22 protein-coding genes and 2 pseudogenes are annotated in these 20,804 nt (G+C 68.4%); 9 read left to right on the plus strand and 15 right to left on the minus strand.

Annotated elements, in window-relative coordinates:
* Positions 1–126 (plus strand): annotated as a pseudogene (locus tag G3N61_RS18445) (alpha/beta hydrolase); the annotation flags it as partial.
* Here the strand turns inward: G3N61_RS18445 and G3N61_RS18450 are convergent.
* The 3 genes and pseudogenes from G3N61_RS18450 to G3N61_RS18460 all read right to left on the minus strand — a co-directional run.
* Positions 118–642, minus strand: a pseudogene (locus G3N61_RS18450) (chromate transporter); the annotation flags it as partial. The pseudogenes G3N61_RS18445 and G3N61_RS18450 sit on opposite strands and share 9 nt — an antisense overlap.
* Entirely contained in the window at positions 639–1,250 is a 612-nt protein-coding gene (locus G3N61_RS18455) for a chromate transporter (RefSeq protein ID WP_205823259.1), read from the minus strand. The gene G3N61_RS18455 and the pseudogene G3N61_RS18450, both read right to left, overlap by 4 nt.
* Before the next feature lie 237 nt (positions 1,251–1,487).
* Complete coding sequence (locus tag G3N61_RS18460) at positions 1,488–2,243, minus strand: DeoR/GlpR family DNA-binding transcription regulator (RefSeq protein WP_205823260.1); 756 nt, start codon at positions 2,241–2,243, stop codon at positions 1,488–1,490.
* Positions 2,244–2,324: 81 nt separating this feature from the next.
* On the opposite strand from G3N61_RS18460, the gene G3N61_RS18465 reads away from it, so the two are divergent.
* The 5 genes from G3N61_RS18465 to G3N61_RS18485 all read left to right on the plus strand — a co-directional run bounded on the left by G3N61_RS18465 (position 2,325) and on the right by G3N61_RS18485 (position 5,288).
* Positions 2,325–2,924 (plus strand): NUDIX domain-containing protein, encoded by a 600-nt coding sequence (locus tag G3N61_RS18465; protein WP_089450075.1) that lies wholly within the window; start codon positions 2,325–2,327, stop codon positions 2,922–2,924.
* Positions 2,921–3,301: a DUF4406 domain-containing protein gene (locus G3N61_RS18470; RefSeq protein WP_089450076.1), complete on the plus strand. Its 381-nt coding sequence runs from the start codon at positions 2,921–2,923 to the stop codon at positions 3,299–3,301. Before G3N61_RS18465 ends, G3N61_RS18470 begins: the two co-directional genes overlap by 4 nt.
* Positions 3,302–3,475: 174 nt before the next feature.
* Positions 3,476–4,348 (plus strand): Sir2 family NAD-dependent protein deacetylase, encoded by an 873-nt coding sequence (locus tag G3N61_RS18475; RefSeq protein WP_089450077.1) that lies wholly within the window; start codon positions 3,476–3,478, stop codon positions 4,346–4,348.
* A gap of 179 nt (positions 4,349–4,527) precedes the next feature.
* Positions 4,528–4,914, plus strand: a complete 387-nt coding sequence (gene crcB / locus G3N61_RS18480) for a fluoride efflux transporter CrcB (RefSeq protein ID WP_011351225.1) — start codon at positions 4,528–4,530, stop codon at positions 4,912–4,914.
* Between the two features lie 23 nt (positions 4,915–4,937).
* Positions 4,938–5,288, plus strand: a complete 351-nt coding sequence (locus G3N61_RS18485; RefSeq protein WP_043183075.1) for a DUF190 domain-containing protein — start codon at positions 4,938–4,940, stop codon at positions 5,286–5,288.
* A 12-nt stretch (positions 5,289–5,300) separates the two neighbouring features.
* Here the strand turns inward: G3N61_RS18485 and G3N61_RS18490 are convergent, their stop codons facing one another.
* Complete coding sequence (locus G3N61_RS18490; protein ID WP_039371016.1) at positions 5,301–5,864, minus strand: YggT family protein; 564 nt, start codon at positions 5,862–5,864, stop codon at positions 5,301–5,303.
* Positions 5,865–5,947: 83 nt separating this feature from the next.
* Entirely contained in the window at positions 5,948–6,877 is a 930-nt protein-coding gene (locus tag G3N61_RS18495) for a DUF2520 domain-containing protein (protein WP_205823261.1), read from the minus strand.
* 515 nt (positions 6,878–7,392) lie between these two features.
* On the opposite strand from G3N61_RS18495, the gene G3N61_RS18500 reads away from it, so the two are divergent.
* The gene (locus G3N61_RS18500; RefSeq protein ID WP_043181688.1) at positions 7,393–7,698 is read left to right on the plus strand and encodes a hypothetical protein; all 306 of its coding nucleotides are present in this window, start codon (positions 7,393–7,395) and stop codon (positions 7,696–7,698) included.
* 125 nt (positions 7,699–7,823) lie between these two features.
* On the opposite strand, the gene G3N61_RS18505 is transcribed toward G3N61_RS18500, so the two are convergent.
* A complete protein-coding gene (locus tag G3N61_RS18505) occupies positions 7,824–8,492 on the minus strand; it encodes a LysE family transporter (protein ID WP_089450667.1) in 669 nt (222 codons plus the stop codon).
* Positions 8,493–8,554: 62 nt separating this feature from the next.
* Positions 8,555–10,111 carry a UbiD family decarboxylase gene (locus G3N61_RS18510; protein WP_043181692.1) on the minus strand — a complete coding sequence of 519 codons (1,557 nt, stop codon included), beginning with the start codon at positions 10,109–10,111 and terminating at the stop codon, positions 8,555–8,557.
* Between G3N61_RS18510 and G3N61_RS18515 the strand changes: the two genes are divergently transcribed.
* Both G3N61_RS18515 and G3N61_RS18520 read left to right on the plus strand, forming a co-directional pair.
* Complete coding sequence (locus tag G3N61_RS18515) at positions 10,083–10,277, plus strand: hypothetical protein (protein WP_205823262.1); 195 nt, start codon at positions 10,083–10,085, stop codon at positions 10,275–10,277. The two genes, G3N61_RS18510 and G3N61_RS18515, sit on opposite strands and share 29 nt — an antisense overlap.
* A gap of 430 nt (positions 10,278–10,707) precedes the next feature.
* A complete protein-coding gene (locus tag G3N61_RS18520) occupies positions 10,708–11,823 on the plus strand; it encodes a lytic transglycosylase domain-containing protein (RefSeq protein ID WP_043181694.1) in 1,116 nt (371 codons plus the stop codon).
* A gap of 113 nt (positions 11,824–11,936) precedes the next feature.
* Here the strand turns inward: G3N61_RS18520 and G3N61_RS18525 are convergent, their stop codons facing one another.
* The 8 genes from G3N61_RS18525 to G3N61_RS18560 all read right to left on the minus strand — a co-directional run bounded on the left by G3N61_RS18525 (position 11,937) and on the right by G3N61_RS18560 (position 20,485).
* Entirely contained in the window at positions 11,937–13,133 is a 1,197-nt protein-coding gene (locus tag G3N61_RS18525; RefSeq protein WP_175025622.1) for a pyridoxal phosphate-dependent aminotransferase, read from the minus strand.
* Between the two features lie 73 nt (positions 13,134–13,206).
* On the minus strand, positions 13,207–13,644 hold the full coding sequence (gene nusB, locus G3N61_RS18530; protein WP_043181698.1) for a transcription antitermination factor NusB: 438 nt from the start codon (positions 13,642–13,644) through the stop codon (positions 13,207–13,209).
* Positions 13,641–14,156, minus strand: a complete 516-nt coding sequence (gene ribH, locus G3N61_RS18535) for a 6,7-dimethyl-8-ribityllumazine synthase (RefSeq protein WP_089450082.1) — start codon at positions 14,154–14,156, stop codon at positions 13,641–13,643. The genes nusB and ribH overlap by 4 nt, the downstream gene beginning before the upstream one ends.
* A gap of 53 nt (positions 14,157–14,209) precedes the next feature.
* Positions 14,210–15,352, minus strand: coding sequence for a bifunctional 3,4-dihydroxy-2-butanone-4-phosphate synthase/GTP cyclohydrolase II (ribBA, locus tag G3N61_RS18540; protein ID WP_043181701.1), 1,143 nt, complete (start codon positions 15,350–15,352; stop codon positions 14,210–14,212).
* A gap of 191 nt (positions 15,353–15,543) precedes the next feature.
* On the minus strand, positions 15,544–16,062 hold the full coding sequence (locus G3N61_RS18545; protein ID WP_043181703.1) for a DUF1993 domain-containing protein: 519 nt from the start codon (positions 16,060–16,062) through the stop codon (positions 15,544–15,546).
* A gap of 168 nt (positions 16,063–16,230) precedes the next feature.
* The gene (locus G3N61_RS40090) at positions 16,231–18,000 is read right to left on the minus strand and encodes a prolyl oligopeptidase family serine peptidase (protein WP_205823263.1); all 1,770 of its coding nucleotides are present in this window, start codon (positions 17,998–18,000) and stop codon (positions 16,231–16,233) included.
* 229 nt (positions 18,001–18,229) lie between these two features.
* Positions 18,230–19,369, minus strand: coding sequence for a hypothetical protein (locus tag G3N61_RS18555; protein ID WP_205823264.1), 1,140 nt, complete (start codon positions 19,367–19,369; stop codon positions 18,230–18,232).
* A 9-nt stretch (positions 19,370–19,378) separates the two neighbouring features.
* Positions 19,379–20,485, minus strand: coding sequence for a hypothetical protein (locus G3N61_RS18560; RefSeq protein ID WP_205823265.1), 1,107 nt, complete (start codon positions 20,483–20,485; stop codon positions 19,379–19,381).
* Between the last annotated feature and the right edge of the window lie 319 nt (positions 20,486–20,804).

Genomic DNA, 20,804 nt, shown 5'->3' on the forward strand with positions numbered 1-20,804 from the left:
CCGCTGGTCGCGGCCGGCGTGTCGCTCGGCGGCAATGTGCTGCTGCGCTGGCTCGGCGAGCATCGCAGCGACACGTCGATCCTGCGTGCCGCCGCCGCGATCTCGACGCCGATCGACGTGCACGCCGACGAGCAGCAGCGCGCCGATCGCGATCAGCAGCAGTGCATGAACGCGCGTATACATCACGCACAGCGTCGACGCGACCGCGATCGCGCGCGCGGCACAGCCGCCGTCGAGCGCCTGCAGCAGCACCCACACCGACGCGAGGATCATGCCGGCCGCGACCGGGCGCAGGCCGGCCTCGAGCGCGATCTGCCAGCGCGCGCCCTGGTGCCGCCGCCACAGATGCGCGACGCCGTAGATCAGGAACGCGGTCGGGCCGAACAGCGCGAGCGTCGCGATCACCGCGCCCCAGAAGCCGGCCACCTGCCAGCCGATCAGCGTCGCCAGCAGCGAGCCGGGGCCCGGCGCCATCCGCGCGATCGCGAAGTCGTTCACGAATTGCGTGGCGGTCATCCAGTGATGCACGTCGACCACCTGCCGCTGGATGTCGGCGATGATCGCCTGTCCGCCGCCGATCGTCGCGATCGACAGCGGCGCGAACACGCCGAACAGCGCCGCGTAGCGTTGCGATGCGGTCATCGCGTATCGCTCCCGGCCGGCGTTGCGGCCGCGCGGCGATATTCGAGCGCGACGCTCAGCGTGCCGCCGACCAGCACGGTCCACACGAGCGGCCAGTGCAGCACCGCAACCGATACGAAGGTCAGCGCCATCACCGCGAACGGCAGCGCGCGACGCGGCAGCCGGCGCACCGCGGTGATCGCCATCGAGATCGACAGCCCGATTGCCGCGGCGGCCGCGCCGGCGAGCGCGATGTGCGTGAGCGGAAAGCGCGTGAGGGTCGAGAACGCGATGCCGAACAGCACGATCAGCACGGCCGGCGGCGCGATGATGCCGGTGAAGCCGGCCACGGCGCCGCGCCATCCGGCGAGCCGGTAGCCGATCCAGATCGCGAGGTTCTTGACGTTGACGCCCGGCAGCGCCTGCGACAGCGCGAGGCCGTTGAGGAACGCCTCCTCGTCGAGCCAGCGCCGCTCGTACACGAAGTCGCGCATCATCCGGCCGCTCAGCCCGCCGCCGAAGCTGGTCAGGCCGATCTGCGAGAACGCGATGAACAGCGCGAGGACGCCGGGCGGTGGGGCATCGCCAGCCGGCGGCGCAGGCGTGGGGATGGCGGAGGGCGGGGGCATCGGGCGGGCGGCGCGTGGCGATTGGGCGGGTGCCCATGTTAGCAAGCGGACCCTGTCAGCACGCTGACATAGGCTCGGCGGCGACGCGATGAAAGCCCGCGGACGAATCGACGGGTGAGTTCCGGCACATCGGCACATCGGCGCATCGGCACATCGGCACATCGGCACATCGGCACATCGGCGCATCCGGTGCATCCGGCACATCCGTACACCCCGCTCGGCCGCAACCCCGCACAGCTACGCGCGCACGACCGTCACGCCCGCCGCCTCGATCGGCTTCGTCAGCGCGGCGTCGGTTTCCTTTTCGACCACCACGGTGTGCGCCAGCGTGAGCTCGCCGATCACGAACTGCGACGCCGCGCGCAGCTTCGACTGCGACGCGAGCACGACCGTCTCGGCCGCGCGTTCGGCCAGCGCGCGCTTGATCGCCGCTTCCTCGAAATCGCCGGTGCTGAGCCCCGCGACCGGATGCACGCCCGTGACGCCCATGAAGTACAGGTCAGCGTGGATGCGCGCAATGCCTTCCATCGCCGCCGCGCCGACGGCGACGATCGAATGCTTGTAGAGCCGCCCGCCGATCAGGATCACGTCGATCGACGGATGCGCGGCCAGCGCCACCGCGACACTCGGGCTGTGCGTGACGATCGTCGCGCGCAGGTCGGCCGGCAACTGGTTGACGAGCAGCGCCGAGGTCGTGCCACCGTCGACGATGGCCACTTGCCCGGGCGCGATCATCTCCGCGGCCCGCCGCGCGATGCGCCGCTTTTCCGCCGTCTCGAGCGCCTCGCGCTGCGCGAACGGCGCGACGGCCGGCGACGCCGGCAGCGCGCCGCCATGCACGCGCTGCAGCAGACCCTCGGCCGCGAGCTCGCGCAGGTCGCGGCGGACGGTGTCTTCGGACACGCCGAATTGCGCGCTCAGCTCGACCGCCAGCACCTGGCCGTCGCGCGCGAGTGCGTCGAGGATCGCTTTCTTGCGTTGGGTCGTCAGCATCGTGTTTGCACGAAATTTCTTGAAGTTGCACGAATATGCACGTTACCATGGGCGCCGTCTTTTGTCGAACCGGAGGCTGGGATGGCTGCAACGCGGGACCGTGTCCGCATCGTCGATACGACGGTGCTGTCCGATGACTGGTATGTGCTGAGGAAGGTGACGTTCGATTTCCTGCGCCGCGATGGGACGTGGCAGCGCCTGAGCCGCGAGACCTACGATCGCGGCAACGGCGCGACGATCCTGCTGCGCAATGCCGATACGGGCGACGTGCTGCTGACGCGGCAGTTCCGGATGCCGGCATTCGTCAGCGGGCACGACGGCATGCTGCTCGAGGCCGCGGCCGGCCTGCTCGACGACGCGACGCCGGAAGCACGCATCCGCGCGGAGGCCGAGGAGGAGACCGGCTATCGCGTGCGCGGCGTGCGCAAGGTGTTCGAGGCGTTCATGAGCCCGGGCTCGGTGACGGAGAAGCTGCATTTCTTCGTCGGCGAATACGATGCGTCGCTGCGCACCGGCGATGGCGGTGGCGTCGCGGAAGAGGGCGAGGATCTCGAGGTCGTCGAGATGCCGCTGCAGGCGGCGCTGGATGCGGTCGAGCGCGGCGAGATCGTCGATGCGAAGACGATCATGCTGCTCCAGTACGTCGCGCTGCGGGAAACCGCCGGCGCGCGCACGGCATGACGCCGCTGCTCGTGCTGGTCGCCGGCCCTTATCGCAGCGGCACGGACGGCGACCCCGCACGCATCGCCGCGAACCTGCACCGGCTGGAGGCAGCCGCGCTCGCCGTGTATCGCCGTGGGCACGTGCCGATGATCGGCGAGTGGGTGTCGCTGCCGCTCGCCGTCGCGGCCGGGTCGCGACAGGTCGGCGACGCGATCAGCGAGGCGTTCCTGTATCCGGCCGCGCATCGGCTGCTGCGCCGTTGCGATGCGGTGCTGCGTATCGACGGCGCGTCGCGCGGGGCGGACATGGACGTCGGTCTTGCAAGGCAGCTCGGCAAGCCGGTCTATTTCGCGGCCGACGAGATTCCGGTCGCGCAGGACGGTTCGGATAGCTGAACAGGCGGGGGGCGCCCGGCCGCGGTGGCGCCCTGCATCGGCCGGCTGCCTGCATCGTCTGCGGCCGGTCGAGCATCGCGTCATGCCGTTGCATCGCGCATGCCGCGCCGCGCGCGAACCGGCGTATGATCGCGACGCTACCCGCGCACCGCTCGATGCTACCGCCGCCCCATCATGCCGTTTTCCGATTCCGCTGACTCCACCGCTGCTGCCGCTGCCGCGCAACTGCCCGCCGATCCCGTCGCCTCCGCCGTTGCTGCGCTCGCGCGCGCCGACGCGTTGCTCGTGACGGCCGGCGCCGGTATCGGCGTCGATTCCGGGCTGCCCGATTTTCGCGGTACGGACGGGTTCTGGCGCGCGTATCCGGCACTGCGTCATGAGCGTTTCGAATTCCACGAGATCGCATCGCCGCACGCGTTCCGTGCGCGTGCGCAACTCGCGTGGGGGTTCTACGGGGACCGCCTTGCGCTCTACCGTGCGACGGTGCCGCATGCGGGTTTCGCGATCCTGCGACGCTGGATCGACGCGATGCCGAACGGCGGCTTCGTGCTGACCAGCAACGTCGACGGCCAGTTCCAGAAAGCCGGCTTCGATCCGGCGCGGATCGTCGAGATCCACGGTTCGATCCACGCGATGCAGTGCCTGCGCCCCTGTTCGGACGACACGTGGGATGCGGCGCCGTTCGTGCCGGACGTCGACGAAGCGACCTGCCGCCTCGTCGGCGACCTGCCGCGCTGTCCGCACTGCGGCGGCCTCGCGCGGCCGAACATCCTGATGTTCGGCGACACCGGCTGGCTCGGTGCGCATTACGATACGCAGGAACGCGCGCTGGAAGACTGGATCGCGCAGGCCGGGCGGGTCGCCGTGGTCGAGATCGGCGCGGGCACCGCGATCCCGACCGTGCGCCTGCTGAGCGAACGGCTCGGGGCCGACGTGATCCGCATCAACGCGCGCGAAGCGCATGCGCGCCGTGCGGACGTGATCGGCTTGAAGGGCGATGCGCTGGCGACGCTGAGCGCGCTCGACGCAGCCTGGCAACGCGCGTGAACCTGCGGGCGGGCGAGACGGCCTGAACGGGCCGGGATCCTGCCGGCCGTCGCCGTTGCAGGTGCGCGGCGAATCCGCATACAGTTCAGCCTGTGCCGCCCGCGCGCGGGAGCGGACATCGCCCCGGGCGACCGGGGGCCGGCGGCTGAATCCAGCCGCCTCATCGACCGGGAGCGCCCTTGTTCTATTCGATCGTCGCGATCTTCGTCGGCGCCGGGCTCGGCGCGTTGCTGCGCTGGTTCCTGAGTCTCGCGCTCAACGAATTCTTTCCCGCCGTGCCGCTCGGCACGCTTGCCGCGAACCTGATCGGCGGCTACGTGATCGGCATCGCCGCCGTCGTGTTCACGACCCGCGTCGGGCTGCCGCCCGAGTGGCGCCTGTTCGTGATCACGGGCTTTCTCGGCGGCCTCACGACGTTCTCGACCTATTCGGTCGAAGTGATGACGCATGCGGTGCAGGGCGAATTCGGATGGGCGTTTGCGGTGGCTGCCCTACACTTGACTGGATCGTTCGCGCTGACGGCGCTTGGCATGTGGACCGCGCGCGCGTGGCTCGCGGCGGCCTGAGCGTGCCGCCCTCGGAGGGTGCGATGGACAAGATATTCCTGCGCTTCTATGTGCACGAGAAGCACCGGCTGCACTGGAAACCGTTGTGGGAATGGCTGCTGGAGGAGGCGAACCGGATGGGCGTCGCGGGCGGTTCCGCGTTTCGCGCGATGGCCGGTTTCGGCCAGCATCGCGTGCTGCACGAGGACCGCTTCTTCGAACTGCAGGGTTCGCTCGCGATCGAGATCGAATTCATCGTCACCGAGGACGAGGCGCAGCGCTTGCTCGAGCGGTTGTCGCACGAGAAGGTGCGGGTGTGCTACGCGATGATGCCGGCGCGCTTCGGCGTGATCGACACGCTCGGCGCACCGCCGGCGCAAGCGCCGGCGGCATAGGGGACGACAGCGTCAGATACCGAACATCGTCAGCGACACGGCGGCGCGCGTGACGATCATCAGCAGCACCTGCACGATCACGAACAGCAGGATCGGCGACAGGTCGATGCCGCCGAGGTTCGGGATGATGCGGCGCAGCGGGTTCAGGAACGGCGCGGTGAGCTGGTAGAGGATCGGCATGGCCGGCGAGCGCGGGTTGAGCCACGACAGCAGCGCCATCAGGATCGTCATCCAGATCACGAGGTTGAGCGCCCACTTCACGACGGTGAGCAGCGCGACCACGACGAGCGTCGCGATCACCGAGGCCGGATCGAAGCCGGCCATCACGACCATCAGCACGACGTAGACGAGCGCGGTGAGCAGCGCGGCGACGACGCTGGCCCAGTCGATGCCGCGTACGCCCGCGATCACGCGGCGCAGCGGCAGCACGAGCCAGTTGGTTGCCTGCAGCACGGCCTGCGTGACCGGGTTGTACGGCGGCACGCGGACGGCCTGCATCCAGACGCGCAGGATCAGTGCGGCGCCGAACAGCGTGAAGACGGTATTGAGCAGAAAACGGGCGATCTCGCCGAACATCGTTGGCATCCTTTTTATACAGTCAGTAGCTCAGTAGCGTGCGGCCGCCAACGCCGGATGGCGGCGCATCGGCCGACACCTTATCACGCCTCGTCTCGCGACGGGGAGGGGGGCGCGGCGGTGCGCGCGAGTGACGTTTCGACGGCTTCGGCGAGCGCCGGCAGCGACGCCGGCGGCGTGGCGCGCTGCGCCGCGAGCGCGACCGCGCGGCGCGTCAGCAGCGCGTACAGCGTCGCGTGATCGCCGCCGCGCGTTTCAAGCAGTGCCAACTGGCGTTCGACGATGCCCGTATCGCCGCGCGACACAGGGCCGGAGAGCGCGTTCGCGAGGCCCTTGTCGCGCGCGGTCTCGATCGTGCCGGCCAGCATCGGCAGCAGCGCGCGCAGCGCGGCTTCCTCGTCGAAGCCGAGACCGCGCCACAGCTCGACCGCTTCCGCCAGCCCGCACAGCGCGAAGCTCGCCGCGTAGTGCGCGGCCGCGTGATAAAGCATCCGGCCGCCGGCCGGAATCGACAGCGGATGGCAGCCGAGTGCGGCAGCAAGCCGCATCAGCGTCGCATGCAACGCGCCGTCGGCTTCGATCGTGACCGAGCAGCCGTCGATGCGGGCGAGGTCGGCGTCGGTGCCGCCGAACAGGTAGAGCGGATGGAAGCCGCCGGTGGCCGCGCCTTGCCGTTTTGCCGGATCGAGCAGCGCGACCGCCGACGCGCCGCTGCAGTGAACGACGGCCTGCTGCGCCGCGCGCGACGTGTCGAAGTGCAGCGCCGCGGCGGTCGACGCGAGATGGTCGTCGGGCACCGTCAGGAAGATCAGGTCGGCGGCGTCGGCGACCTGCTGCGGCGTGTCGACCGCCTGGCAGCCGTCGATGCGCGCGGCGAGGGCGGCGGCCGATGCCGGCGTGCGGCTCGCGATCGCGACGACCGGAAAGCCGGCCTGCGCGAAGCGCTGCGCGACGCAGCGCGCGAGACGGCCGGCGCCGATGAAGCCGAGGCGGGGTGTGTCGGGGAGGGACATGGCAGCGGGCGTAAGCGAAAACGAAGCAACCGCCAGTATCGCAGGAATGACGGCGGGGTCGCGAAAGGGCCATTTCCGCATGGACACGTGGGTGGATGACCGGTATGCGGCGCGATCGACGCGTGTATTGGCGCCCGGCGTCACGGTCGAATCACGATCGTCGAATCCGACCCCGAAACATATCGCGCCCGTATCCCGCTTGAAATGTCGGCATCTTGTCTCAAATTTGTAATCGTTCATTACGGTCGCGTGCCCGCCATGCGCGCCGTATCCGGTAAGACTGACCGGCCATGATGTGGCGACCCGACTCGTCGGACGGAATCGCGCGACCCGCAAGGGTCGCCGCAGGCGCTGCAAGCCACGCCGCACGGCGGCTCCGGCCGCGTGCGATTGCAATTTGCAACAAATGCACGATACGCGAGGGGCGGGTTTTCGCTACATTGCTTCCATGCGACGTGCATGCCCGCCGTTGCCGACAGGGGCGCATAAAATACCGCTCCAGCAGGAGAATCGAAGTGAAAAAGCTCATTCCGTTCATCGCCGCCGCCGCGCTGGGCCTGGGTGCCGCAAGCGTTGCGCAGGCTCACGTGTCGATCGGGGTCGGCATCGGTATCCCGGTCGCGCCCGCGTATCCCGTCTATGCACCGCCGCCGCCCGTGTACTACGCGCCGCCGCCTCCGCCCGTGTACTACGCACCGGCGCCGGCCTACTATGCGCCGCCGCCCGCCGTGGTCGTCGGCGGCTATGGTGGCTACTACGGTCGCCCGTACTGGCGCCATGGTTACGGCGGCTGGGGCCATCACGGCTACTGGCGTCGCTGATTCGTGCCGCGCGGCCTAGCCGCGCGTGGCAAAACGGCGCAACGTCCCGCGAGGGGTGTTGCGCCGTTTTTTCTTGGGAGCCGCCGCCCGACCGCGATGAGCGGCCCCGGGCAGGCCGGTTGCGATTACACCGCGTGCACGATCAGGTCGCGGTAACCGCCGACGATCACGCTGTACGAGAAATACGCGAACAGCAGCGCCGACGCGATGTGACACGCGCGCATCAGCCCGGCGCCCGCACGCTTGCGGCCCTGGCTCGCGAGCGTGCACATGAAGAGCGTCCACGCGAGGCCGCCGAGGAAAAAGCCCGACAGGAACACCGACGCGGTGGCCGGCGTGGTTGCGCCGGCTTTCGCGATCAGCGCGCCGCCGACCGCCGCGAACCACAGGATCGCGCTCGGCGACGACATCGCGAGCAGCATCCCGCGCAGGAAACTGCGCCGCGCGCTGGCGCGCGGCTGAGGCGTGTCCTCGGCATCGTCGCCGGACGCCTTGGCGGGCGCGAGCGCTTCGCGCGCCATCTTCCACGTGAGAAACAGCAGCACGGCGCCGCCGCCGATCCACACGATCCAGCGTACCGGCTCGAACTGCAGCAGCACGGCCATCCCCGCGAGCGCGAGCGCCGCGTAGACGAGATCGCCGACGCACGAGCCGATGCCGAGCCAGAAGCCCGGCCGGAAGCCGTGCGACAGCGTCAGCGACAGCATCGCGACGTTCACGAGGCCGATGTCGAGACACAGCGACAGCGACAGAAAGAAGCCGTCGGACAGCATGGAGGCGGGTGGAAAGGTCATCGTCGTTGTCTTGTACTTGTAGCGATGGCAGTCCATGGGCCGGCGGGCGCCGGCCCATGGCGTCAGAGTCCGATCTCCTGCCAGAGCCGGTCGACGCGCGCCTTCACGGCGGCATCCATCTCGATCGGGCGGCCCCATTCGCGGCTGGTCTCGCCGGGCCACTTGTTGGTCGCGTCGAGCCCCATCTTCGAACCGAGGCCGGCGACCGGCGACGCGAAGTCGAGATAGTCGATCGGCGTGCTGTCGACCATCACGGTGTCGCGCACCGGGTCGACGCGCGTCGTGATCGCCCAGATCACTTCCTTCCAGTCGCGGATGTTCACATCCTCGTCCACGACCACGATGAACTTCGTATACATGAACTGCCGCAGGAAGCTCCACACGCCGAACATCACGCGCTTCGCGTGGCCCGCGTAGCTCTTCTTCATCTGGACGATGGCCATCCGGTAGCTGCAGCCTTCGGGCGGCAGGTAGAAGTCGGTGATCTCGGTGAACTGCTTCTGCAGCAGCGGCACGAACACTTCGTTCAGCGCGACGCCGAGCACCGCGGGCTCGTCAGGCGGCTTGCCCGTGTAGGTCGAGTGGTAGATCGCGTCGCGGCGCATCGTGATGCGCTCGACGGTGAACACCGGGAACCACTCCTGCTCGTTGTAGTAGCCGGTGTGGTCGCCGTACGGGCCTTCGAGCGCATGCTCGTACTTGGCGGACGCATTGCCGGCCGGGCGCGGCGGTGCGCCGGCCGGAGCGGGGGCGGGCGTGCCGTCCTGCGGATAAATGAAGCCTTCGAGCACGATCTCCGCGCGCGCGGGCACCTGCAGCGTGTCGACGCCGGGCGTCAGGCACTTCGCGAGCTCCGTGCGGCTGCCGCGCAGCAGCCCGGCGAACTGGTACTCGGACAGCGAATCGGGCACGGGCGTCACCGCGCCGAGCGTCGTGGCCGGATCGGCGCCGAGCACGACCGCGACCGGATACGGCTTGCCGGGGTTCTGCAGCGCGAATTCGCGGAAGTCGAGCGCGCCGCCGCGATGCGCGAGCCAGCGCATGATCAGCTTGTTGCGGCCGATCAGCTGCTGGCGGTAGATCCCGAGGTTCTGCCGCGACTTGTTGGGCCCGCGCGTGACCGTCAGGCCCCACGTGACGAGCGGCCCCGCATCGCCGGGCCAGCAGGTCTGGATCGGCAGCCGGTTCAGGTCGACGTCGGCGCCTTCCCAGACGATCTCCTGGCACGGCGGCGACGACACCGACTTCGGCGCCATGTCCCACACGGCCTTCGCGAGCGACAGCAGCTTGCCGGCGTCCTTCAGGCTCTTCGGTGGATCGGGTTCCTTCAGCGCGGACAGCAGGCGGCCGAGATCGCGCAGCGAGTCGAGCGCGGCGTCGTCGCCCGCATCGACACCCATCCCGAGCGCGACGCGCCGCGGCGTGCCGAACAGGTTGCCGAGCACCGGGAAGTCGTAGCCGGTCGGTGCATTGAACAGCAGCGCAGGGCCGCTGGCGCGCAGCACGCGGTCGCACAGCTCGGTCATTTCGAGCACGGGCGACACGGGCTGCGTGACGCGCCGCAGTTCGCCGAGCGCCTCGAGGCGCTGGATGAAATCGCGTAAGTCTTTGTATTTCATGAAGATGGTCCGGGCCACCCGCAAGGCGGGCAGCGATGGGCGGGCGCAGCGGCCGGCTGCGGCCCCGAATCGACCGACGATTTTACCCGCGCCGCCGCATGCCCGCCCGACGGAGAAAAAAGTCGACCGCGCGCAACCCCTCTACGGCATGGGGCTGGCGATCTGAAGAGCGACGCTAAATTACTTTTTGTTATAATTTCAAGGTTCTATAGTGTTGACGATCTATAAAACCCTGCTAGAATCCGCTCACATTGGCTGCAGGGTAAAAGGCTTCGAGCCGCCAATCACCGATCTTTGACGCAGCGCGTCACCGTCCGCCGAAACCTGCACGGCGTATCCGACGGCCTTAGTCGTAGTCTCAGCCAGCGCCACCAGACGCTGGTTTTTTGCGTGGGTGCCACCGCGTATGCCCGCCTCGCCCAGTGTGCGAAGGTGCCGGCCCTCTTACACCGTGGCCTCGAACGGTACTTATACCGTTTCCCCGATGCTTGCACGCCCCAACCAAAGCGTGCGGCGTCGTGATTCCGCGGCGCGTTACCTGTCTCGCCATCGAGCTGAGCGAGCCGCACGAGTCATGTTCATGGGAGATGATCTGAATGAACGCTTGGTTATCGTGGCGTCCTAGCGAGCAGCATGCGCAATTCGTGCGCAGCATGCTGCGTCGTGGGACGCGTGTCAGTCACCATCTATTCAGCGTTGTCGGCTGTTTCGCTGTCGCAGTTGCGCTTGCACTGTGGCTGCTGCCAACCGTCCGCGGCACGCTCGCCGCGAAGCTGATGCCGGTCGTATCCGCGGCCGTGCAAGCCGGCCCGGCCCGTCTGCTGACCGGCCATCCGCTGCCGAACTTCGCGCCTGCCGGCGCGCAGCCGCAGCAGGAAGACAGCCCCGAAACGGACGCGCTCGCGGTCGGCCTCGACGTCGCACCGGAAGCCGCCGCCGCCCAGGGCGATGCGTCCGATCCGGCCCGTAACGGCCCGTCGCCCGTCGCGCTGGCCAAACTGATCCCGACCCAGCGCGTCGCGGCCGATGCGCGCGACGACCGTGCGCTCGCATCGAATCGCGAACAGGCGCTCGTCGCGACCTACCTGTCGCGCCGTTACCGCGTCGCGCAGGAGCCGCTCGGCCAGCTCGTCAAGGCTGCGTTCCAGACCGGCCGTGACGTCGGCCTCGATCCGCTGCTGCTGCTGTCCGTGATGGCGATCGAGTCGGGCTTCAACCCGTACGCCGAAAGCGGCGTCGGCGCGAAGGGGCTGATGCAGGTCATGTCGAAGGTCCACTCCGACAAGTTCGAGTATTTTGGCGGCACCGATACGGCATTGCAGCCGCTCGCGAACCTCCAGGTCGGCGCACTCGTGCTGAAGGACTGCATCGCACGTGGCGGCTCGCTCGCGACCGGCCTGCGCATGTACAACGGCTCGACGAACCCCGAAGACAATGGCTACGGTTCGAAGGTGATGGCCGAGCGCGGTCGCCTGCGTGACGTCGCGCGTGGTCGTAGCGTGCCGGTCAATGCGCCGCAGGCGCCGGCGAAGCCGATCGTGACGGCCGCGGCCGTCACGGCAGCGGCAGGCGGTGCGAAGCGCGTGCATGCGACGCTCGAAACCACGACGTCGGCGAAGTCGACGGCATCGAAGGACGCCGCGTCGCAGGACGACGCGAGCGTCGATACCGCGAAGCAGTCGCACGCGGATCATTCGGAGCTTGGCGCGTAACGTGCGGCGGTAATTTACCGCACGGCTCTGGCCGGCAGGACATGAAAAAGGCACCCGATCCGGGTGCCTTTTCTTTTTGCGGTGTGCGGAGAAGCCGCCGCACCGGCCGCGTGTCAGTGCTGCCCGAACAACGTCGCGAGCCGGTCGACCGCTTCCTCGAGCCGTGAGTAGGCCGTCGCATAGGACAGGCGGATATAGTCACGCGGCGCGTGGACACCGAAGTCCATGCCGGGCACCAGCACGACGCCCGCGTCGTGCAGCATCGCCGTCGTGAGCGCGGCGCTGTCACCGGCCGCCGGGTGGGCGACGCCGCCGCAGTGCGCATACACGTAGAACGCACCGTCCGGCATCACGGGCACCGTGAAGCCGAGCCGTTCGAGCGCCGGGGCGATGAAGTCGCGGCGGCGCTTGAATTCGAGCCGGCGCGCTTCGTAGATGTCGAGTGCGGCCGGCTCGAAGCACGCGAGTGCCGCGTGCTGCGCAAGCGCGGACGGGCAGATGAACAGGTTCTGCGCCAGCTTTTCGAACGTACCGACCAGTGCGGGCGGCACGACCAGCCAGCCGAGCCGCCAGCCCGTCATGCTGAAATACTTGGAGAAGCTGTTCACGGTGACGACGTCGTCGCCGAACGACAGCGCCGACACGGGTGCCGCGTCGTAGCTGAGCCCCTGGTAGATCTCGTCGACGATCGTGAAGCCGCCGCGTGCGCGCACGGCTTCGACGATCCGCTTCAGTTCGTCCGGCTCGAGCGACGTGCCGGTCGGGTTCGACGGCGAGGCGAGCAGCACGCCGCGCGTGCGGTCGCCCCAGCGCGTGCGGACGTCGTCCTCGGTAAGCTGGAAGCGCGCGTCGGGGCCGCTCGGCACGAGCACCGCGCGGCCTTCGGCCGCGGCAACGAAGTGCCGGTTGCACGGGTACGACGGGTCGGGCATCAGCACCTCGTCGTCGCGCCCGACGAGCGCGAGGCACGCGAGCAGCAGCGCGGCCGACGCGCCGGCCGTCACGACGATCCGTTCCGGGCTGATCGTGAGGCCGTAGGCGCGCGCGTAGTGCGCGGCGATCGCCTCGCGCAGCGGCGCAATGCCGAGTGCGCTCGTATATTGCGTGACGCCGCGGCGCAGCGCGGCCGCGGCGGCTTCGACGACCGGCTCCGGCGCGGTGAAATCCGGCTCGCCGATGCCCATGTGGATAACATCGCGCCCGGAAGACTCCAGACGCTGTGCCTCCTTCATCAATTCCATCACGTAGAAGGGCTGGATCGCGTCGACGCGTGCGGCGAGTTTGACGAGCGAATCGGTGGCGGTATTCATCGGGCGGGCAGGGCGAGGGAGGCGAGACAAAAGAAAAAACGGGCGCATGCGCGCCCGTTCAGGACCAACGGAATCAGCCGTTGCGGCGCGCCTGCGTTTCGGCGGGGCGCAGCTTCGCGGCGAGCTTGTCGAGCACGCCGTTCACGTACTTGTAGCCGTCGGAGCCGCCGAACGTCTTCGCGAGTTCGACAGCTTCGTTGATGATCACGCGGTACGGCGTTTCGACGTGGTGCGTGAGCTCGAACGTCGCGATCAGCAGCACGGCGCGTTCGACCGGCGACAACTGTTCGATCGGACGGTCCAGCGACGGCGTCAGCGCTTCGACGAGCGTGGCGTGCTCGCGGATCACGCCGTGCAGGATGGCTTCGAGCAGATCCTTGTCAGCCTTGTCGTAACCGAGCGCGCCGCGCAGTTGCGCGTCGATCTCACCGGAGGACGCGTTCGACAGCAGCCACTGGTACAGCCCCTGCGTCGCCAGCTCGCGCGATTGTCGGCGGGCGCTCTTCTTCATGCGCGCTCCTCTTCGTCGTCTTCGTCTTCTTCTTCCTCGTCGTCGTCGCCGAGCTGGTCGAGCGCCATCGTCAGGTTGGCCATCTCGACGGCGACGCGTGCGGCGTCACGACCCTTTTCGGTCATGCGCGCGACGGCCTGCTCGTCGTTTTCGGTCGTCAGGACCGCGTTCGCGATCGGCAGGTTGAAGTCGAGGCCGATGCGGGTGATGCCCGCGCCGCTCTCGTTCGACACGAGTTCGAAGTGGTAGGTCTCGCCGCGGATCACCGCGCCGAGCGCGATCAGCGCGTCGAACTGGCCGCTTTCCGCGAGCTTTTGCAGCGCGAGCGGGATTTCCAGCGCGCCGGGCACCGACACGAGCAGCACGTCTTCACCGGTGACGCCGAGGCGTTCCAGTTCCTCGACGCACGCGTCGGCGAGGCCGTTGCACACGGGCTCGTTGAAGCGCGATTGCACGATGCCGATACGCAGGCCGTCGCCTTCGAGATTCGGTTGGTATTGTCCGATTTCCATGATCTTGTCCGTGGTGTGGATGAACGGTTATAGGGCGAAAGCGTCGTGGCGGGTTACGCGTTGGACGCCGGGCAGGACTTGGCTTCGCCGCCGGGCATCGGAATGAAGCCCGTGACTTCCAGGCCGTAGCCGGACATGCTGCCCAGCTTGCGCGGATTCGACAGCACCTGCATCTTGCCGACGCCGACATCGCGCAGGATCTGCGCGCCGATGCCGAACGTCTTGAAATCAACCGGCCGGCGCTTGAGCGCAGCGGCCTTTTCTTCCTCGTCGAACGCCTTGAAGACGTCGATCAGGTGTTCCTTCGTGTCGCCGCAATTGAGCAGCACGATCACGCCGAGGTCGCGCTCCGCGATTTCGCGCATCGCGGCATCGAGCGTCCACGAGTGCGTCGACACGCCCGTTTCGAGCAGGTCGAGCACCGACAGCGGCTCGTGCACGCGCACCGGCGTATCGACGTCGGGCGACGGTTCGCCGCGCACCAGCGCGATGTGCGGCGAGCCGCTCGGCTGGTCGCGGTACAGGACCGCGCGGAACGTGCCGTGCGCGGTCTGCATCGTGCGCTCGGCGATGCGCTCGATGATCGATTCGGTGCGGCTGCGGTACTGGATCAGGTCGGCGATCGTGCCGATCTTCAGGTTGTGTTCCTGCGCGAACTCGATCAGGTCGGGCAGGCGCGCCATCGTGCCGTCGTCCTTGATGATCTCGCAGATCACCGCGGCCGGCGTGAGGCCCGCGAGCGCGGTGAAGTCGCAACCGGCCTCGGTGTGGCCCGCACGAACGAGCACGCCGCCCGGCTGCGCCATGATCGGGAACACGTGGCCCGGCTGCACGATGTGCTCGGGGCGCACGTCGTGCGCGACCGCCGTGGCGATCGTGTGCGCACGGTCGGCGGCCGAGATGCCGGTCGTCACGCCTTCGGCCGCTTCGATGCTGACCGTGAAGGCGGTGCCGTACTGCGTACCGTTGCGGTAGGTCATCAGCGGCAGGTGCAGCTGCTTGCAGCGTTCCTGCGTCAACGTCAGACAAACCAGGCCGCGGCCGTACTTGGCCATGAAGTTGATCGCTTCCGGCGTGACGAATTCGGCGGCGATCACGAGGTCGCCCTCGTTTTCGCGGTCTTCTTCGTCGACCAGGATCACCATCCGGCCGGCTTTCAGCTCGGCGATGATGTCGAGCGTGGAGGCGAGCGTCATAAGGGGGCGAGAAAGAGGAAAGTGCGTATTTTACGCCAGCCGGACGACCTTTCGGCTGGCATGGGCCGCGCGCGGCCGGCGAGCGCTCCGGAAAGCGCCCCGGCCGGCCTGCGCGGCAGGCCTGGCGGGGCCGCCGCGCGGTGCCTGCACGCGGGTGCGGGGCGGTGGGCCGGGCTTTGCCCGGCCGTGCGTCAGGCGTGCTGGTCGCGCCCGCCCAGGTAGTCGAGCTTGCCGAGTTCGACACCGCTGTGACGCAGGATGTCGTACGCGGTCGTCACGTGGAAGAAGAAATTGGGCAGCACGAAATTCAACAGGTACGACTGGCCGGTGAACTCGATCGGGCCGACGCGCATCTTCAGCACGATCTGGCGCGCCTCGCTGCCGTCGATCTGCGCGGCGTCGAAGCTTTTCAGGTAGTCGATCGTCTTCTGGATGCGTGCGTGCAGCTCGTCGAAGGTCTGCTCGACGTCCGGATAGCTCGGAATCTCGGCGCCGGCGAGGCGCGCGGCGCAGCCCTTGGCCGTGTCGGTCGCGATGTAGACCTGGCGGACGAGCGGCAGCATGTCCGGGTACAGGCGGGCGCCGACGAACACCGACGGGTCGATCTGCTTTTCGGCTGCATGCGCCTGCGCCTTGCCGAGGATGTGCTGCAGGTTGGTCAGGCCACGGATCAGCACGGGCAGGGAAGCCTGGTACATCGAGATGGACATGGGGACGACTCCTTGAAGAAGAGGGCGGCCGGTATGCGGCACGTCGTGCGTTGCGGCGTTGAAACCGCTGTCGACGCATCTTAGCGCGACGGCATGACCCGTGCGCGTCGTTGGCCAATCGGCCGATGGTGCCGGCGGGCCGGCCGGGGTGCCCACCGCCGGATCCGGTCAAGCACGCTGCATCCAGTCAATCATCTGCCGATACCGATCGGCGATATTGGCGGGCGATTGCGGCACGTGGTCGTCGCCCCAGTAGCGGACGAGCCGCACGTCGCGCTTGAGCTGCGTCAGTGCCGCGAACATCCGTTCGCTTTGTTCGAGCGGCACGTAGTCGGCGTCGCCGTGGATGAGCAGCAGCGGCGTCGTGATGTGCGCCGCATGCAGGATCGGGCTGATCGCGTGGTAGGCGTCCGGGCGGAGCCACGGCGGCGCGTCGATGTTCCAGCTGTTGTCGGCCAGCAGCTTGCCGATCAGCGAGAAACGCTCGGGGCGGGTGTCGTGGCCCGTCTCGTAGCGCAGCCGGGCGTCGAGCGACGCGTAGAGCGCCGCCGCGTCGCTGATGCCGGCGCTGGACACGCCCGAGCGGAACATCGGCGTGCGGGCGAGCAGCATCATCGTCGCCCAGCCCCCCAGGCTCTGGCCATACAGATGCAGCCGGTCGCGGTCGACGTATCCGGCGTCGGCCGCGGCGTCGACGGCGGCCAGGACGTCGTCGAGCATCCTGTCCGCCATCGTCGCCGGCGCTTCGCCGAGCACGTCCCGCATGTTGACGTCGATGACGGCGAAGCCATGCGCGGCAAATGGCTGGAAACTGAACGGCAACGGGCAGTCCGGCTCATGAAACAGGTGCGGATGGGGCGCGACTTTTTCGTGCGGATAGACCCAGACGACCGCGGGCACCGGCGCGCCCGCGAAATCCGGCGGCAGCAGGACGTCCACGAAGCGCTGCCGGCCCGGCTCCGCGCCGCGGCAGGCAAGCCGTTGCGTGGTACCGGTCGCGATGTCGGCCAACTGGCGATTCGTCTCGAATGCCAGCGTCGAATCGCGCGAGTCCGCCAGCCGGACCGTCAGGCGGGTCGCGTCGCGGCCGTGTTCGATGAAGGCGGCATACGGGCGCCCCGTCTCCGCCGCTACGCGTTCGCGGCGCCCGCCGCCGTGGTCCGGCGGCGCGTCGGCGTCGTGCGTGTCAGGTGCGGCCGGCGGCGTGTCCGCAACCGCCCCATGTGCCAGTCCGGCCACGGCACATGCTTCCGGCGACAGCGCGGACAGCGTGCCGGTGGCGGGATCGAACGCCCACCAGTCGCGCGCGGGCTCGACGGGTTCGTCGCCGAACGACGCACTGTCGAGCACATCGGCCGTTGGTCGCCGGCCGGCGGCATTGGCCTCCCAGGCACGGCGTGCGTTCCCGAACAGTCGGCGGTGCAGGTTCGCCATCGTGGGCGTCGCGCGTTCGGCCAGCAGGGGCAGTGCGACACGGCCATCGGCGAGCCAGGTGAACGGCCCGTCGCGGTCGAATGGAGACAGGTCGAGGTTGCGCGATGTCGTGATCGGCGTCACGATCCCGGTCGCCGGGTCGATCAGCACGGCGTGTACGGCGTCGTCGTCGGCCGACAGCGTGACGGCCGCGATCCGCTTCCCGTCGGGCGACCACGACGGCGAGCCGCACGCGCGGCCGGCCCGTCCGTCGCCGGCCAGCCGGCGCAGCGTGCGGCCGGCGAATTCGAACAGGTAGAGTTCGGCCCGATCGAGCCCGCCGAGGTAGGCGCGGTCGAAGCGAAGCGCGTCGGCCATCGGGCGGACGACGGCGAAGCAGATCGAGCCGCTGTCGGGCGATAACGCGCAGGTGCGACCGTAGTCTCGCTGGAAGGTGTCGAGCGACAGCAGATCGTCGACCGTGAAGCGGCGGCGTTGCAGCGGATCGGAAGGGACGGCCGTCACGCAAGCTCCTTGTCGGGTCGGCGGAAGCGGATAGACAGGCCCGGCCGGAGATGAGTTCCGGCACTGTCGACCGCGCGCGGGAGGCGACGACGCGAAGGTCTGGGCGCGGGCGGGAATCGTCGCCGCTGGCAGTGCGATTCACATGTCGACCTCGCTGCCGACGGTGCTGCCTCTTGGCGGTTTGAACAGGCGCGCAGCGGGGAGGGCGTACCGGGTGTCGGCTCGCCGCTCAACGCAAGACGGCCCGGCCTTTCACGAATCGTTTGGCCGAGTCGGCGACATGCTGCCACCATGACATGCCGACGCGCCGCCGTTCGCGCCACGCATGGTCGTGCAGCGCCACCGCCGTCCACTGCTCGGCGTGCGTGCGAAAACGCGGCACGCCGAAGCGCTCGGGCGCGTCGAACAGGTCGAGATACGCGCGTCTATAGTGCTCGACGAGCGTGCGATCGTCATAGTGCGTTTCCATCCAGTGGCGCGACGCCTGCCCGACCTCGTCGCGCAGGCGCTTGTCGGCGAGTAGCGCACGCAGCACCGGCTCCGCCTCCTCGAGCCGCACGTCCACCCACGGCAGCTCCGTCGCCCCGGTCATCGCGCGTAACTGTGCCTGCACGCGCGCGTCGAGATACCCGAGGGTGGGCTTGCCCTGCGACAGCGATTCGAGTCCGCTCAGGTGATAGTTGCCGGTCACGCATTCGTCGACGGCCAGCGCGGCGCACTGTTTCAGACGCAAGCACGCGTCGTGCGGCGTGTCGACGATCGTCCGCACGCGGCACAGGCCCTTGCGCTCGAGCCGACGCAGCAACGCCAGCGTTTGCGGTGCGCCCTTGGTTTCCCAGCGCGTCTTCCACGCGCTGCGGCTGCCGCTCGGCGAGTAGACGACCACGGGCGGCCCGTCCTCGGATTCGGGCCCGGGCAGGTAGCGTGCGTCGTGAATGGGCACCAGATTCGGCACCACGCGTGCGAACGGATAGTAGCGCTCCGGCCCCTGCGCGATCACGAGTTGCGGGATCGGCTCGTTGACGATGCGCGCGAGCCGGTCGGCATCCTGCCCTGCCCAAAGCGACGGCGCGGAGTGGTATTGGCGAATGAGCTTGCGTGCACCGAAGCGCTGCGGCAAATCGGCGCCGAAGGTCTCGTCGAACGAGAAGTGCTGGTGCAGATGAATGACGTCGGCGGCGTCGATGGCTGCCAGCGCGATGTCGCGCTGCGTGTGCCAGTCGATATCGACCGTAAACGTGCGCGCGCCGTAGGCCGACGCGTTGAACACGATATGGCGCGCCTCGATGTCGGTGTGCCGGTTAAGCGCGGCGACGATGTTGCCGGGGCTGCCCGCCACGGGCGTATTCGAGAGATGGACGACGCGCATGCTCGTTCGTCAGCGCGTGCGTGACGCAGGGGCGCGCGCGGATTCGGGGGCCGGTGCAGGGGTGAATGTCGGCATCGCCGCAGGCATCGCGTCGCCCATGCCCGCTTGCGCGAGCGTCTGCCAACGCAGCTTCGGGAAGATGTCCTCGCCGAGCGCGCTTTCCATCGACAGATTGCGTACGTCGACGCCGCGGCGTGTCAGCAGCGCCGATGCATGACGGAACGACGGCTCGATGAAGCCGGGGAAATTTTCGTCGAGATAGCTGGGCTGCATGGTCGACGCCGATTCCTCGTAAAAGCGGGGCGTGCGCTTCGCGTCAGTGAGGTCGACACCGTGCAGATAGAGGCGTGTGAAGCCGAGCGCGGCGAGTACTTGCAGGCCGGTATAGGCGACCGTTCGGCCGTCGAAGACACCGCACCGCAGGTCGAGGCTGAAGCCGAGCGGCTTCGGCGTGTCGAACAGTGCGAGCGCCTGTGTGTCGTACGTCGTGCGCAGCTCGCGCGCACGCGGCGCGCGGCGGCCGGCGGGAAAGAGCATGTCGTCGAGGAGAAACACACGGCAGCGGATGCGCTCGACGCCGATGCGCTCGGCGATGTGCCAGAGCACGTGGGGCGTGGCAAACAGCGTGAGCGGCTCGCCGATCACGCGCTCGACGAGATCGGGCCGATTGCGTACGAAGCCGGTATCGACGATGCAGTAGTAGTCGAAACTGACACCCTGACGCTCGGTGAGCGCGATGGCGCCGTTCACGCCCAGCACGTGCGTCATGCGCAGCGCGCGGTAATCGATGGTGTTGACGGACGGGCCGGTGGCGATGAGATGACATGCCTGCCCCGCGTGGCGCAGGGCGGGCGCGGATGCCATCTGGGTGTTGGCGCACGCGATGCGGCGTCCGTGGATGCACATGCCGACGAGTCGCCCGGCTTCGTCGCGTTCGAGCGCGACCCCGTGCGCGAGGCGCTCGTTGTGTCGCCACGCGCGCGAATGCGTGTAGCGGTAAAGCAGCTTGAAAAAAGTATTGACTGCCCGCCGGACCGACGAAGCGGATGCACGCGCACCTTGTTCCGCTTTGACGCCGGTGCGCAGCGAGCGGATCGCATTGCCTTCGGAGATCATCGCTGAGCCTTGCAACGAAACGAAGCCTGAGGCTTCGCGACATGGTAAAGCGTCAGCTTACAATTTGATCTCGTTACACAGGTTACATATCCGGCAAGACAGTATTACTGTTTATTGCGCGCGCAGCGCTCATGACAGACGCGAATAATCGCTGCCGTTAATGAAATGAGCGCGGCGCCGGCGTCTCGAAATGGGCGGTCGTCGGGCGTTCGAGCCGCTGGCCGTGACGGCAAGCCGCGGTTCCCGAGGTGAGGGCCGGCGATCAACAGGCTGGCCGTTCAAAATGCTTGAACGATTTACAACTATTCGGAAACGTTCC

Origin of the sequence: Burkholderia sp. Ac-20349 (assembly GCF_017104865.1) — a bacterium.
GTDB lineage: Bacteria > Pseudomonadota > Gammaproteobacteria > Burkholderiales > Burkholderiaceae > Burkholderia > Burkholderia aenigmatica.